Annotated in this window: 14 protein-coding genes; 3 read left to right on the top strand and 11 right to left on the bottom strand. The window is 56.3% G+C overall.

All coding sequences use genetic code 11. The features are described 5' to 3' along the window. The first annotated feature begins 11 nt into the window (after positions 1 to 11). The gene (locus ACJAXR_RS13890; protein WP_415058862.1) at positions 12 to 533 is read left to right on the top strand and encodes a DUF3299 domain-containing protein; all 522 of its coding nucleotides are present in this window, start codon (positions 12 to 14) and stop codon (positions 531 to 533) included. Positions 534 to 561: 28 nt separating this feature from the next. Here ACJAXR_RS13890 and ACJAXR_RS13885 read toward each other — a convergent pair whose 3' ends face one another. The 6 genes from ACJAXR_RS13885 to ACJAXR_RS13860 are packed head-to-tail and all read right to left on the bottom strand — an operon-like array spanning position 562 to position 5,378. Beyond that, the gene (locus tag ACJAXR_RS13885) at positions 562 to 1,641 is read right to left on the bottom strand and encodes a tetratricopeptide repeat protein (protein WP_415058861.1); all 1,080 of its coding nucleotides are present in this window, start codon (positions 1,639 to 1,641) and stop codon (positions 562 to 564) included. Continuing rightward, entirely contained in the window at positions 1,641 to 2,327 is a 687-nt protein-coding gene (locus ACJAXR_RS13880; protein WP_415058860.1) for an energy transducer TonB, read from the bottom strand. Before ACJAXR_RS13880 ends, ACJAXR_RS13885 begins: the two co-directional genes overlap by 1 nt. 5 nt (positions 2,328 to 2,332) lie before the next feature. Then, entirely contained in the window at positions 2,333 to 2,755 is a 423-nt protein-coding gene (locus ACJAXR_RS13875; protein ID WP_415058859.1) for an ExbD/TolR family protein, read from the bottom strand. A 10-nt stretch (positions 2,756 to 2,765) separates the two neighbouring features. After that, positions 2,766 to 3,281 (bottom strand): MotA/TolQ/ExbB proton channel family protein, encoded by a 516-nt coding sequence (locus ACJAXR_RS13870; protein WP_415058858.1) that lies wholly within the window; start codon positions 3,279 to 3,281, stop codon positions 2,766 to 2,768. Then, the gene (locus ACJAXR_RS13865) at positions 3,274 to 4,620 is read right to left on the bottom strand and encodes a MotA/TolQ/ExbB proton channel family protein (RefSeq protein WP_415058857.1); all 1,347 of its coding nucleotides are present in this window, start codon (positions 4,618 to 4,620) and stop codon (positions 3,274 to 3,276) included. The genes ACJAXR_RS13870 and ACJAXR_RS13865 overlap by 8 nt, the downstream gene beginning before the upstream one ends. Continuing rightward, complete coding sequence (locus ACJAXR_RS13860; RefSeq protein ID WP_415058856.1) at positions 4,617 to 5,378, bottom strand: DUF3450 domain-containing protein; 762 nt, start codon at positions 5,376 to 5,378, stop codon at positions 4,617 to 4,619. The genes ACJAXR_RS13865 and ACJAXR_RS13860 overlap by 4 nt, the downstream gene beginning before the upstream one ends. Positions 5,379 to 5,581: 203 nt before the next feature. Here ACJAXR_RS13860 and ACJAXR_RS13855 point away from each other — a divergent pair, with 203 nt between their 5' ends. Further along, positions 5,582 to 6,247, top strand: a complete 666-nt coding sequence (locus ACJAXR_RS13855; protein ID WP_415058855.1) for an OmpW family outer membrane protein — start codon at positions 5,582 to 5,584, stop codon at positions 6,245 to 6,247. 44 nt (positions 6,248 to 6,291) lie between these two features. Here ACJAXR_RS13855 and ACJAXR_RS13850 read toward each other — a convergent pair whose 3' ends face one another. The 4 genes from ACJAXR_RS13850 to ACJAXR_RS13835 form a co-directional block, all read right to left on the bottom strand. Then, a complete protein-coding gene (locus tag ACJAXR_RS13850; RefSeq protein WP_415058854.1) occupies positions 6,292 to 7,179 on the bottom strand; it encodes a sugar nucleotide-binding protein in 888 nt (295 codons plus the stop codon). Positions 7,180 to 7,253: 74 nt separating this feature from the next. Further along, entirely contained in the window at positions 7,254 to 7,931 is a 678-nt protein-coding gene (locus ACJAXR_RS13845) for a histidine phosphatase family protein (protein ID WP_415058853.1), read from the bottom strand. Between the two features lie 269 nt (positions 7,932 to 8,200). Beyond that, the gene (gene ssb / locus ACJAXR_RS13840) at positions 8,201 to 8,701 is read right to left on the bottom strand and encodes a single-stranded DNA-binding protein (RefSeq protein WP_415058852.1); all 501 of its coding nucleotides are present in this window, start codon (positions 8,699 to 8,701) and stop codon (positions 8,201 to 8,203) included. A 52-nt stretch (positions 8,702 to 8,753) separates the two neighbouring features. Further along, positions 8,754 to 10,127 carry an MFS transporter gene (locus ACJAXR_RS13835; protein ID WP_415058851.1) on the bottom strand — a complete coding sequence of 458 codons (1,374 nt, stop codon included), beginning with the start codon at positions 10,125 to 10,127 and terminating at the stop codon, positions 8,754 to 8,756. A gap of 197 nt (positions 10,128 to 10,324) precedes the next feature. Between ACJAXR_RS13835 and uvrA the strand changes: the two genes are divergently transcribed. Beyond that, complete coding sequence (gene uvrA, locus ACJAXR_RS13830; protein WP_415058850.1) at positions 10,325 to 13,156, top strand: excinuclease ABC subunit UvrA; 2,832 nt, start codon at positions 10,325 to 10,327, stop codon at positions 13,154 to 13,156. Positions 13,157 to 13,283: 127 nt separating this feature from the next. Here uvrA and rplQ read toward each other — a convergent pair whose 3' ends face one another. Continuing rightward, positions 13,284 to 13,667 (bottom strand): 50S ribosomal protein L17, encoded by a 384-nt coding sequence (gene rplQ, locus ACJAXR_RS13825; protein ID WP_415058849.1) that lies wholly within the window; start codon positions 13,665 to 13,667, stop codon positions 13,284 to 13,286. Positions 13,668 to 13,672 lie beyond the last annotated feature (5 nt).

The following is a 13,672-nucleotide window of genomic DNA, read 5'->3' as shown; positions in this document are numbered from 1 at the left end:
AGAGGTACTGCATGCGTTATCTTGCCGCTCTAACCACCGCTTGCACACTGGCGCTCTGCGCGCTGCCCGCCATGGCCGTGGAAGAATTGAGCTGGGGTGACCTGGTACCTGCAAACGCACGAGGTCTGGATGGCATGCCGCTACCGAGTCATGACTTATCGACGCTCGCCGATACACTGAGCGACGAGGACTTCGGCGATCCCGCCGTACAACTCGAACCTACCGCTCCGGTTGTCACCACATTGGATGGCCTCTCTGTCAAGCTACCCGGTTATATAGTACCTCTGGGCATCGACGCAGATGGCTCCGTCAGTGAGTTTTTATTGGTGCCTTATTTTGGCGCCTGCGTGCACGTGCCGCCGCCGCCCTCCAATCAGATCGTCCATGTGCGCAGCAAAAAGGGTATCCCGCTGGCAGAGCTTTACCAGCCATTCTGGGTCACGGGCGCGATGCAGGTTAAATATGTAGAAAGCGACCTAGCCAACGCGGGCTACCAGATTGCCGACGCCCGCGTGGAACCATACAGCTATTAATTTTCTCTCATCAATTGCCGACTAAACACTATTCCATCGCTCGACGGGCGTATTCAGCCCATTGATTCATGACCTGATGCTGCTCGGCTGAAGCACCGGCCCGTGCCTGCGCAAGACTATCGAGTAATTCGGGCCACCGGCCGCGTTCCAATTGAATCGAAGCAAGCTGCATCCAGTGATCAGTCTCGCCAGTGCTCCGGGCCAAGGTTCGCCAGGCCTGCTCAGCACGCGCATGGTCGCGCGCCTGTTGCCATAACTGGGCCAGACGCTCAGTGCGGACGTGACTGGCTGACAACAGTTTTTGCTGCAGCAGCGCCTCCAATAAACGTGCTGCCTGCCAGGGTGCGCCGGCAGCCACGTGAAGAGCCAACAGCTTTTCCAGATCGATCTCGCGCAACCGAATCCCACCTTCATAAGCCAGACGCAAGGTGCCCGCAGCATCACCCTGCCGCCGGTCCATGCTCTGCACTGCGGCTAGCTGCCGCCAAGTCTCGGCGCTTTCCGGCTGACGGCGCAACAACAGTCGAAACCATTTCTCCGCCGCTTTATAGCGTTGCAGCCGATAATTCATCCCGGCCAGTAACTGATACCAGACCCCATCTACGTCCGGGTTTTCACGCACCACTTGCTCGGCCAGCGGGATCGCCTTGCTGTAACGCTCAAGCCGGTTATACAGCTGCACCAACAATCTTCGGGTGTCTAGCGGCAGGTTATCTGCAGCCAACTCGACCTCGAGCAAGCTGACCGCCTCAGCATCCTGTCCAGCCTGCGCCAGCAACTGGGCCAGGTTGCGGCGTTCCTGACTGGCGGTTTGATCGTCCAGTTGCTCCTGCGCTAACGCCTTGCGCAACCAATCAATCGCTTCCGCGCTGCGCTGACCCTCAATCGCCACATAGCCCAGCCTTTGCTGCACTAGCGCGCGCTCCAAGCTGCCTGTCTCGGTCGAGTTCAGAACGGCTTCCAACATCCGCTGAGCGGTCGCAAAGTCCCTGCTTTGCTGCGCCTCGCGTGCGTTGCTCAATGCCTGAAATACGGCCGGGTCGATAGCCTGCTGCGCCTGAGCATGGCCAATAAATACCAGCGTTATAACGCAGAGCAGGGTACGCATCAGCGCCGCTCTTCCAAGCGGAAATAGAGCGTCTTGGTTGCCTCTCGCGTAACCGCCTGGCCATTTTCCCGACGCGGCGCAAAGCGGTAACGGCTTGCCGCGCGGCGCGCTTCGCGCTCGAACACGCCAACGGGATTGGCATCGACTACCCGTAGATTCGCCACCCGGCCATCAGCCGTTATGGTAAATACCAGCGTCACCTCCCCTTCGATACCCGCGGCCAGTGCACGCCGTGGATAATTGGGGGCAATATCCACCAGTGGCGTGACTTCTTCTGACAGGGAAGGCGCAGCCTGAGCCGCTGGTAAAGCTGCAGCAGGGGCTGGCGTCGGTGCAGCTGCGACTTTGGCCGCACTAAGACCCTCTAGGGTCGGCGCACTGCTGAGCTGAATCGACGTTGGCAGGCTGGGAATATTAATATCCAGATTCACTTCCGGCGTGGGCCTGGGTTGGGCCGTCACCGCTTTTGGCTGTGGCACCGGCTCCAGCGGCTGGGGACGTTCAGGTGCTTGCCGCTGTTCCCGCTCGCGGTTTTCACTGCGGGTGTCGCCCACCGCGCGTACAAAACTCACCCTAACCAGCTCCTCATCGGCCACGCTGTCATCTCGCGGCGGCGTAACCAGCATCACCATGAGCGCAAACAGCGCCAGGGCGACCAGTAATGCGCCGGCAAAGCTGAACAGCATGCGCATCACCGCGTCTCGGCGGAGGTGGCCGTCGCCGCAAGTGCCACATCCACAACGCCGGCCAGGCGCACCTGATCCATTATCTGGATGACCAGGCCGCTGCGCGAATCCCGGTCAGCCTGAACTACCACGGTACTATCAGGCTGATCCACCAGCATACGCTCGACCGCCGCCCGAACAGCCCTGACATCCACCGGCTGGCGGTCGATCCAGATTGCGCCCTCGGGACTGATCGCAATCAGGATGTTGCCCTTGGGCTGTTCGGTGGCCGTCGCGGCCGAAGGCCTCTGCACGGTGATACCCGACTCCTTGATAAAGGAGCTGGTGACAATAAAGAAAATCAGCATGATAAAGACAATGTCCAGCATCGGCGTCATGTCGATGCCGGCCTCATCGTCGCTACCGGTATAGTGTCTGCGCATGCGCATCTATCGATTCCTATTCAAAACGCAGGCGGTCATTCAGCCGCTGCAGCGCTCGACGCGTCTGCTGATCAAGACGTGCCAGACAAAATAATCCGCTAATGGCAATCACCATTCCGGCCATGGTTGGTACCGTGGCGCGGGATACGCCAGCGGCCATCGCGCGGGGATTACCATTACCGCTCAACGCCATTACATCGAAAACCTCAATCATGCCGCTGACCGTGCCCAGCAAACCGAGCAGCGGACATAGCGCAATGAGTACACGCACCATGGGCAAGTAACGCTGCAGCCGCAGTTGGGCGCGCGATAGCCAAGCGGCGCGGATGTGCCTTGCGGCGCTACTGCGACGGTCGCTTCGAGCCAGCCAGCCCTCCTGCAGTTGTCGCGCTTGCCGGGGAAATACACGACCGAGAAACCAGAGCCGTTCGAGCATCAGCGTCCAGAGCACGACAGTGACGAACAGGATGCTCCAGAGCACCCAGCCGCCACTATCGAGAAAGTCCCTGAGCTGCCAAAGCCCTTCAAACATCCTCTTCGTCCTCGCCGCCCAGGTGCAGCGCCATCAAACCCGCGCTCTGCTGTTCCAGCAACTGAATCAGCGCTTTACTGCGCGCAGCAACCAGACCGTGCATGAACAACAAAGGGATGGCGACGATCAGCCCCAACACAGTGGTGATCAGTGCCTGGGAAATACCACCTGCCATCAATTTCGGATCGCCGGTACCAAACAGGGTGATAGCCTGGAAAGTGGCGATCATCCCGGTCACGGTGCCCAACAAGCCCAGAAGCGGAGCCACCGCGGCAACCAGCTTAATCAGGCCTTGCCAACGCTCCAGAGCGGGCGTCTCCTTGAGAATCGCCTCGTCCAGCTTAAGCTCTAATGTTTCGAGCTGCTCAAGCCGTGGATGGTTGCCAATCACACCGAGCACCCGACCCAAGGGGTTGTCCCGCCGCAAGTCACCGAGGTCCGCTACCTGGCGGCTAACCCGTCCACTAGTGCGCTGCAGCCAGACCAGCCGCACCAGCGCCAGCAGCAAGCCGAGCAAGCCGAGCGCGATAATGACGTAGCCGACCACACCGCCCTGATGGATGCGTTCGGTAAGCGACGGCGTCTGCTGAAGCTGTTGAATAACGTTGCCACGAGTCGGATCCACTTTTAAATCAGCGAGCTCATTGCGCGGTTGCATGAAGTCATCCACCAAACCACGGCCTTCGGGCTGACGCGTAGCCACCAGCAAACGCTCTGGTTCAGGTTGATACAGCAAATAGTCCTCGCCTTGCAATGCGACGAACGGGCCGACCCGTATCACTGACAACTCGCGCTGCGAGCCATCGAGACCGACCACAGGAGCCATAAACCGACTGATTTTGCCACTGGCCGTCATATCCTGCTGCAGCAGAAACCAGAAGGACTCCAGGGCCTCGACGGTCGGGATTTGCCTGCTTCCGGCTAACTGGTCCAGGGTGGCCGTACGCCCGGGAAACTGCATATTGAGTAATGAATCCTGCCACTGGCTACGCGTGTCGTCGGCGGCTTGACGCACTACTCCAAAGAGCTCGCCCAGGTTGCCGCTGCGCTGGGCCAATTGCGCTTCGCCTTCGGTCAGAGCCTGCTCCTGCCGATCAAATTCAGACTTGAGACGGTCAGCCTCGGCCTGCACCTGTGCTAATGCCTCTTCGGCCTGACGCAAGCGACTTTGTTGCTCATCGCGCTCGGCAAGAAAGCGCGTTTCACGCTCGCGCATGGCCGTCTGCTCCGTATTGCGCACTTCGCGTATATCTCTCAACAGCGCGTCCAGATCGGCGGGCTGGGCACTCACCGCTGGGGTTAAAAGCGCCAGAGCGAATAGCAGCAAAAACTTCTTCATAGCCCGCTCTCCTGTTCTAACACCGGCGGCAATGGCAAGCGGAGCATGACCGGCGTCTGCTGTTGGCGGGCAATATTCAGGCCCTGCTCCAAGGTGCGACGGTAGCTATCGGGCAACGCTTTCCAGGCGCTTGTCTGGGCGTCCCAGTAGCCCTGTTCACGTCCATCCAGAGTCTGATAGAAAAGCATCACCCGTCCAAGGCGGAGAAAATCGACTATCCGAACCGGCTCATTCTCGCCCAATGTCCCGCGCCAGGCCTCCAATGTACGCCCATAATCGCTCTCGATCTGATAGACCTCGACCAGTCGGCGATACTTTTCCGCCACGCTTACATGCACGCTCTTGAGCAGGTCTTCCAGCTGAGCGAGACGCTCGGCGCGCTCCTCGGGCAAAAAAGGCAAATCTAGCTCAATGAACCGCTCCAAAGAAACATACATCCGCTGCATGAGGGGTAAAAGCTCACGCTGGGTATCATCGATACTGCTCAATTGCGCTTCGTATGCATCCAGCTCTTCAGCCTGAGCCGCGACCATGTCAGCCAGGCGCGCATTGTAGTCAACCAGCCGTTCGCGCTGCTCTAGGGCCTGACGGTAGCGCTTCAGCGCCTGACGCGTGGCGTCATCGAGCTGCTCGATGCGTTGCTGTGAGCCCTGCGCGTCACGCATAAGCGCCTGGCTCTGATCCAGTGCCTGCTCGGTGGCGCCCTGCGCCAGTGCAATCAGGGGCAGCGCGCAGAGTATCCATAGAACCACTCTCATCCAGACTCTCCGGCATTGTCTTGCCCCACAATCGGGACTATTAAAAGAGAAGCATTATCATTTGGACGTGAAGATTATTCAAGCCTCCCACACCAAACTGCCTGGAATTAGCGCATTCAGTAGGATCCTTGTTCCAGATCAATACCCATACAAATGCAAAAACATACAGTCTCCCCATACCAATACTGAAGAGAGATTTAGATATGTCACGATTCACCACCCAACTGGCCGCTGGCCTTTTACTCGCCCCCGCCCTTCTTGCTGCATCTGCAGTACAGGCCCACGAAACCGGCGATATCATAGTGCGCGCAGGTGTCGTTGCAGTTGACCCCCAAGAGAATAGCGGGAACGTCTATGTTGGCGGAGCTAATACCGGACTGGAAGTCGGTGTTGATAGCAATACCCAGCTTGGCATCACCGGCACCTTCATGCTGACTGACCACCTAGGCGTCGGCGTACTGGGCGCTACCCCCTTTAAGCATGACATTCAGCTGAAAGGGGTCGGCCGCTTTGCCAGCATCAAACACTTGCCACCGACTGTCACGCTCCAGTACTACCCGATGGACAAGTCCTCTGTACTGCAGCCCTTTGTAGGTGCCGGCCTGAACTACACGACCTTCTTCAGCGAAGACCTTTCCAGCGCTGCAGAAGGTCTCGGCTTCTCCGATCTTTCCCTGGACGATTCCTGGGGCTATGCCCTTGAAGCCGGCCTGGACTACAAGCTGACTGAACAGGTGTATCTAAACGCTACTGTCTGGTATGCGGATATAGAGACTACTGCCACGTTCCGTACAGCCAGTGTTCCCAGTAAGGTCGATGTGGAAATCAACCCAATGATCTACATGGCAAGCGTTGGCTACAAGTTCTGATCCGGCAGACACTCTGTATAAAACGGCCGCCATTCGGTCGTTTTTCATTTATACCGCTCGATATCCGCCAACAGATGCGCAAGCTGGCTTCGCCAGGGTCGAGGCTTGACGCCGAAAGCCATCAGAAGACGCCGGCTCGCCATTACCGCATTCTGGGGTTCCCAACCAGCCTCGGTTTGCTTTTCAAAAGGGATAGCGCGTATCACTGGATCAATATCCAGCTTGCTGCTGGCCATCAACTCCTGAGCAAGGCTTTTGGCAAAGCTGATCCAACTGGAAGGTTCGGTACTGCCATAGTGATAAACACCGGACAGGGACGCTTCGCAGTCCAGTTGTTTGAGTACCGCCAGAAGCACCCGTGCCGCATCTTCTACGGGCGTGGGATTACCACGCCATTCTTCAGCGAGCAGCACGGGTTGCTCTTCATGCATCTGGTCGAGGAGCTTTGCCAGCTGGCCATCAGAGGTGGCGTCGAGCAACCAGCTGAATCTCAGAACGATATATCGCGCGGAATGGAGGGCGAGCAATTTTTCCAGTCGAGCCTGGACCAGACCCAAATCATCCCCGGGTAAACACTCATCTTTCTCGGTATAGGGTGTCGATTTCAGGCCATCGAATACCCGGGCGCTTGATGGCTGCAGCAAAAATCGATTGCTTTCAGCACAGAGTCCGGCGAGCTGGCCGCTAAAGCTCTCCAGCGCAGCCAGAGCGCTCGGGGCCGTCATGCCCAGCTGGAACTGTTCATGGAAATAGGCCAGGTTGACCACCACGTCAGCGTCATACTCCTTCAGCCAGCTGGGTAAGCAATCCGCGCTCCAACCCTCCTGCGGGCGATCGAGGGACTCTATAGCAATCCCTTCTTGTGCCGCCAGCCGAACCAGCGCCAAACCCAGCGACGAATCCCCTTCCAGCAGCAAAATGCGCATTCGCATGCTTATACCCTGTATTCAAAATACTTTTGACCGATACACTTTGCGCCGACCTAAAGACCGCCGCAGCGTCCTACTCAGGCGTAGGTGATCAACGTCTTGTGCTCTGGATCATCCAGATGAGGCACACTATTAAAGCTACTCAACCTCATATTGCGCTGATTGAATACGCAATGAATCAAAGCGGTGTTACGCGTCTGCAAATTGAGTTCGATCATCGTCTCACTGGGCGCCCGCAGCAGCTGACTGACCAGCATGGCAATAGCACCGCCCGAGCTGACTGCCAGCACTCTTTTACCCGTGCAACGGGCCATGATATCGGCCTTGACGTGCTGCAGGCGCCCTTCAAAGTCAGCCCAGGATTCGGGTAAATCACCTTCCAGCTCACCGCGCGACCAGAGCGTGATGCCCTTGCGAAGTCGCTTGAAAAAATCCGCCACTTCGGGCTTTTCAGGTAACGCCTGCTCAGGGAATTGCGCAGTGTAGGCGGCGAGAATCGCATGGAAATCGAACTCATTGAGTTCCTTGAACACCTCAAAAGTCGATTCTTCAAGACCCAATCCCTTGGCAATACCCTGCGCCGTTTCGCGGTGCCTTACCATATCGCCCATCAACACATGATCAAAGTCTATCGCGCGGCGATGAAAATACTCTCCCAGCAACTTGGCTTGCTGATGGCCCTTATCCGAGAGTTGATCGTAATTACTGGAACCAAACGACGCCTGGCCGTGGCGAACAAAGTAAATCTCAGACATCGTCAGTCTTCACATTATGTGTCATCACCCCGCGCAGAAAGCTTACAGAGCTTCCTACCACATTCAGTGCGAGCAATGACTGGCGTTCAGGGATACTGCGCAGATGTTCAAGGCATCGCGACAGCCTATATGCTCCATAAGGTAGCACAATGTGTCCGGCTTTTTTACTTCGCGCGCAGGCTAAAACTGAAGCAGAGCAGAGCCCAGAAAAACCTATAAATGAAAAAAGCCCCGCGTACGGGGCTTTCAAGGTCACAAAAACAGATTTTCTAGAACGGAATGTCGTCGTCAAAACTATCGTAATCCGGCGCCGGCTGTTGCGGTGCTGACTGCTGCGGCGCTTGCTGCGCGGGACGCTGGTTCGGCTGAGGAGCTGCTGGACGCTGTTGCTGAGGCCGCGGCGCCGTGCCCTGCTCCCCACCTTGAGGCTTGCCATCAAGCAACTGCATTTGCCCGCCAATATCCACAACGATTTCGGTGGTATAGCGTTTCACGCCGTCTTTTTCCCACTCGCGGGTCTGCAAGCGGCCTTCGATATACATCTTCGAACCCTTGCGCACATATTCACCGACAACCTCGGCAATGCGCCCAAAAAACACTATTCGATGCCACTCGGTGCGTTCCTGCTGCTGTCCGGTCTGCTTGTCTTTCCAGCTATCGCTGGTAGCGAGGGTAACATTCGCAACGGCATTACCGTTTGGCAGGTAACGCACTTCTGGGTCACCCCCGACGTTACCGATCAAAATTACTTTATTGACGCCTCTGGCCATCTTTCAATCTCCTGTGTGCGGCGTGATGCTGCCTGACAATACCCGGTTAGTGTTACCGAGCCGGCGCTACTGCGCGATCGAGTTCTTCACGATCCAGCACCTGCGTATCAACTTTAATATAAGCGGCTGCTTCTTCAGCTACGATGACCGCCTCCGTGACACCCGGTATGGCAAGAATACGCCGGAGCAACGCCTCATCCCGGTCACGCTCCTGGGGCAAAGGCACGCGATAGCTTGAAACGTAGGCTGGTTGGCGCATCTTACCACCAATCAGCAACCACGACAGTGCGAGCACTCCACAGCAGGCGAATACCCCACCCAACCCGTAGCTGCCGTATACTGCCCCGCCCAACACCCCGCCGAAAGCCGCACCTATAAACTGGCTGGTGGAGTAGATACCCATGGCTGTGCCCTTCCCGCCCGCCGGAGCAATCTTGCTCAAGAGCGAGGGTAAGGTAGCTTCCAGCAAGTTAAAACCAATAAAGAACAACACAATGGCAGAGACCAGCCAGGGCAATGAATCAGCGCTAAGCCAAAGCATCGGCTGCACCAGAACGAGCAGTCCGATCGCGCCAAGCACCACAGCTTTGACCTGACGTTGACGTTCGGCGTAGATGATGAAGGGGACCATGGCAAAGAAGGAAATCAACAGCGCGCAGAGATATACCCACCAATGATCTTCCCGTGGCAGGCCCGCACGTTCCTGCAATGCCAGCGGGATCGCTACGAAACTGGCCATCAAAATGGCGTGTAGCATCGCGATGCCGTAGTTGAGACGGAGCAGTTCGGGATTGCGCAGACTGGGCCAAAAGCTGTCCGCGATGACGCCCGCGTCCCGGTGAACCTCTGCGCGCCCCACTGCAGGCACGACCCAAATCACCAGAGCAATACCTATTACTGCCAGCACCACTGTAGCGTAGAAAACCCCCTGCAATCCCGCCCGGGCGGCGATCACCGGTCCCGCCACCATAGCAATGGCAAAGGACACACCAATACTCATACCGATCATTGCCATCGCTTTGGTTCGATGCTGCTCACGGGTGAGGTCAGCAACCATCGCCATCACGGCTGCGGCAATTGCGCCAGCGCCCTGCACGATACGGCCAATAATGATTCCCTGCATGCTGTCAGCCTGCGCCGCCAACAAACCGCCGAGCGCAAAAAGCAATAGCCCGCCGACAATGACCGGCTTGCGGCCGATGCGGTCGGACAACATACCGAAAGGGATTTGTAGGAAAGCCTGAGTCAGTCCATAAGCACCAATTGCAACACCGATCAGTAGTGGCGTCGCCCCGGCCAGATTGCCGCCGTAGGTCGCCAACACGGGCAATACCATGAACAAACCAAGCATCCGGAACGCGAAAACAGCGGCCAACGAACCGGCGGCGCGCTGCTCGCTGGATGACATGCGGTCGGCTTGATGCATTGGCATTCCTGATCAGTGAAAAGCTCGGATTCTAACATGCTTACCGATTGCCGACAGTGTCAGAGTCAAGCGCATGGTCGGACATCTCAGGTTGCAAAAGCAATGACCTAACCTAGCCGAAGTACTGAGCGGTTTTTGCCGCTCGCAGGCCTGAACACGTATACTGTTTGGCTTTGCTGTCGCTGGGGAAATGTACTGTGGATACCATCGTGATTCGTGGGGCGCGCACTCACAACCTGAAGAACATTGACCTTGATCTGCCGCGTGACAAGCTCATCGTCATAACCGGCCTGTCCGGTTCGGGTAAATCTTCGCTCGCATTTGATACGCTGTATGCCGAAGGACAGAGACGTTACGTCGAGTCACTATCGGCATATGCCCGCCAGTTCCTGTCGATGATGGAAAAACCCGACGTCGACCATATTGAAGGGCTATCGCCCGCTATTTCTATCGAACAGAAATCGACTTCGCACAATCCGCGTTCAACGGTCGGCACCATCACTGAGATTTACGACTATTTACGACTTCTGTTCGCCCGCGTTGGAGAGCCCCGGTGTCCTGACCATGATCTCCCACTGGCAGCGCAGACAGTCAGCCAGATGGTAGATCAAGTGATCGCCATGCCCGAAGGCAGCAAGCTTATGTTGCTAGCGCCCGTCATGCGCGAACGCAAAGGCGAACACCTCGCTCTTCTCGACGAACTTCGTGCTCAAGGTTTTGTTCGCGCCCGCATCAATGGTCGCGTTCACGACCTTGACGAGGCTCCTTCACTTGAAAAAAATCGTAAACATACCATTGAGGTTGTTGTCGATCGCTTCAAAGTACGGGAAGACCTGCAGCTTCGACTGGCCGAGTCCTTCGAAACCTGTCTCAATTTGGCCGATGGCATAGCCATCATTGCCCCCATGGAAGGTGAAGAAGGGCAAGAGCTGACATTTAGCGCCCGGTTTGCCTGTCCCAAATGTGGCCACTCGATCAGTGAATTGGAGCCGCGCCTTTTTTCGTTCAACAACCCTGCCGGCGCCTGCCCCACATGCGACGGCCTCGGTATGAAACAGTTCTTTGATGCCAAGCGCTTGGTTAACGGCGAGTTGACACTAGCCGAAGGCGCAATCCGAGGCTGGGACAGACGCAACGTCTATTATTTTCAAATGCTCAGCTCGCTTGCAGACCATTACGGTATATCACTGGAAACCGCTTTTGCGGATCTAGATGAAAGGGATCAAAAGATCGTCTTGCACGGAACGGGTACCGAGAAGGTATCTTTTCGCTATTTGAATGACCGAGGGGACATTGTCAAACGTGAACACCCCTTCGAAGGCATCGTTCCCAATCTGGAACGCCGCTATCGAGAGACCGAATCCCAGAGTGTGCGCGAAGAACTAGCCAAATATCTCAGTACGCAACCCTGCCCTTCCTGTCATGGCGCACGGTTGAGGCGCGAGGCCCGTCACGTATTCATCGATGGCCGCAACCTACCCGGCGTCACTACCCTGCCAATAGGTGAAGCTACTGAGTATTTTGGACAATTAAGCCTCGAGGGTAATCGCGGAGAGATCGCCGAAAAAATCCTCAAGGAGATCAGAGCGCGACTTATGTTCCTAGTGAACGTAGGTCTGGATTATCTTTCTCTTGATCGCAGCGCCGATACGCTGTCTGGTGGTGAAGCTCAGCGCATACGACTCGCAAGCCAAATTGGTGCAGGCTTGGTTGGCGTCATGTACATCCTTGACGAGCCTTCCATTGGCCTCCATCAACGAGACAACGAGCGCCTACTATCAACATTGGTACATCTGCGCGATATCGGTAACACAGTTATCGTAGTCGAGCATGACGAGGACGCCATACGCCAATCCGATTATGTCGTGGATATCGGTCCTGGTGCGGGAGTACACGGTGGGCAGATCGTCGCACAAGGCACACCAGAAGAGGTAATGAACAACCCCAACTCTCTCACCGGTCAATACCTGTCTGGCAAGGTCAAAATACCCGTTCCTGCTAAGCGACATGTGCCAAAAAAGGATGGATGGCTACAGCTAAAAGGCGCGCGCGGCAACAATCTGCAAAATGTAACTCTGGAAATCCCGACCGGGCTCATGACCTGTGTCACAGGAGTATCCGGATCGGGTAAATCGACACTGATTAACAATACGCTGCATCCGATAACGGCGACCGAGCTCAATGGCGCAACGACCCTTGAAGCTGCACCCTATGACAGCTTTCATGGCATGCACCTTCTAGACAAGGTAGTGGATATCGATCAGAGCCCCATCGGTCGTACTCCGCGTTCAAACCCGGCAACCTATACCGGTCTCTTTACGCCGATTCGTGAGTTATTTGCAGGCACCCAGGAAGCGCGCTCTCGGGGATACAAAGCAGGACGTTTCTCATTCAACGTCAAAGGTGGCCGTTGCGAAGCATGCCAAGGTGATGGTCTTATCAAGGTCGAGATGCACTTTTTGCCAGACATCTATGTGCCTTGTGACGTCTGCAAGAGCAAGCGATATAACCGCGAGACGCTGGAGATCAGATACAAGGGCAAGAACATCCATGAAGTACTAGAATTCACAATAGAAGAGGCTCGTGCGTTTTTCGAAGCGGTGCCGGCTTTAGCCCGGAAGTTGCAGACTTTGATCGATGTCGGGCTGTCCTATATTCGCCTAGGCCAGTCAGCAACGACCTTGTCCGGTGGCGAAGCGCAGCGGGTAAAGCTAGCCCGGGAACTGTCCAAACGCGACACCGGCAAGACTCTTTACATCCTCGACGAGCCCACCACAGGCCTGCACTTTGCCGACATTCAGCAATTACTCGACGTACTTCATAGGTTGCGTGATCACGGAAACACTCTGGTTGTCATCGAGCACAACCTAGATGTGATAAAAACCGCTGACTGGGTCGTAGACCTTGGGCCAGAGGGTGGCTCTCGGGGCGGAAAGATCATCGCCACCGGCACACCCGAGCAAGTTGCCGCTATGACTCACTCCCATACAGGTCACTTCCTGGGGCCTGTACTCAAAAGGGACAGCTAGGCGCGTCCAAACAGTATCTAAGCGGCTAAGCTATAGCCGTTTTGTTACTTGGCACATTCAATTCCCACCCCATATCCCAAGCATAAAAAAACCGAACACTGGGTCCGGTTTTTTTCGTACTCTTCTATCACTCTTCGCTGGCAGCAGCCAAGTCAGGGCGATCAACCAACTCGACATAAGCCATGGGCGCAGAGTCTCCAGTACGAAAACCGCACTTGAGAATACGCACATAACCGCCGGGGCGATCAGAGTATCGCTTACCAAGGTCATTGAACAGTTTACCAACAGCTTCTTTGCTGCGGGTACGATCAAATGCCAGGCGGCGATTGGCGACGGTATCTTCCTTCGCCAGGGTGATCAGGGGCTCAGCAACACGGCGCAATTCCTTGGCCTTGGGCAGAGTGGTTCTGATCAGTTCGTTCGCGAACAGCGACACCGCCATGTTCTGAAACATAGCCTTACGGTGTGAGCTGGTCCGACTCAGGTGACGACCACTTTTACGATGACGCATCTCTC

The organism is Halopseudomonas sp., assembly GCF_047631575.1.
Taxonomy (GTDB): domain Bacteria; phylum Pseudomonadota; class Gammaproteobacteria; order Pseudomonadales; family Pseudomonadaceae; genus Halopseudomonas.
This window is presented reverse-complemented; position numbering and strand designations above follow the sequence as displayed.

Bases quoted from the DNA above. Each gene is read 5' to 3' on its own strand.
- ACJAXR_RS13835 (WP_415058851.1), bottom strand. From the start codon at position 10,127: ATGCATCAAGCCGACCGCATGTCATCCAGCGAGCAGCGCGCCGCCGGT.
- ACJAXR_RS13890 (WP_415058862.1), top strand. From the start codon at position 12: ATGCGTTATCTTGCCGCTCTAACCACCGCTTGCACACTGGCGCTCTGC.
- ACJAXR_RS13855 (WP_415058855.1), top strand. From the start codon at position 5,582: ATGTCACGATTCACCACCCAACTGGCCGCTGGCCTTTTACTCGCCCCC.
- rplQ (WP_415058849.1), bottom strand. From the start codon at position 13,667: ATGCGTCATCGTAAAAGTGGTCGTCACCTGAGTCGGACCAGCTCACAC.
- ACJAXR_RS13875 (WP_415058859.1), bottom strand. From the start codon at position 2,755: ATGCGCATGCGCAGACACTATACCGGTAGCGACGATGAGGCCGGCATC.
- ACJAXR_RS13870 (WP_415058858.1), bottom strand. From the start codon at position 3,281: ATGTTTGAAGGGCTTTGGCAGCTCAGGGACTTTCTCGATAGTGGCGGC.
- ACJAXR_RS13865 (WP_415058857.1), bottom strand. From the start codon at position 4,620: ATGAAGAAGTTTTTGCTGCTATTCGCTCTGGCGCTTTTAACCCCAGCG.
- ACJAXR_RS13880 (WP_415058860.1), bottom strand. From the start codon at position 2,327: ATGCTGTTCAGCTTTGCCGGCGCATTACTGGTCGCCCTGGCGCTGTTT.
- ssb (WP_415058852.1), bottom strand. From the start codon at position 8,701: ATGGCCAGAGGCGTCAATAAAGTAATTTTGATCGGTAACGTCGGGGGT.
- ACJAXR_RS13860 (WP_415058856.1), bottom strand. From the start codon at position 5,378: ATGAGAGTGGTTCTATGGATACTCTGCGCGCTGCCCCTGATTGCACTG.
- ACJAXR_RS13845 (WP_415058853.1), bottom strand. From the start codon at position 7,931: ATGTCTGAGATTTACTTTGTTCGCCACGGCCAGGCGTCGTTTGGTTCC.
- ACJAXR_RS13885 (WP_415058861.1), bottom strand. From the start codon at position 1,641: ATGCGTACCCTGCTCTGCGTTATAACGCTGGTATTTATTGGCCATGCT.
- ACJAXR_RS13850 (WP_415058854.1), bottom strand. From the start codon at position 7,179: ATGCGAATGCGCATTTTGCTGCTGGAAGGGGATTCGTCGCTGGGTTTG.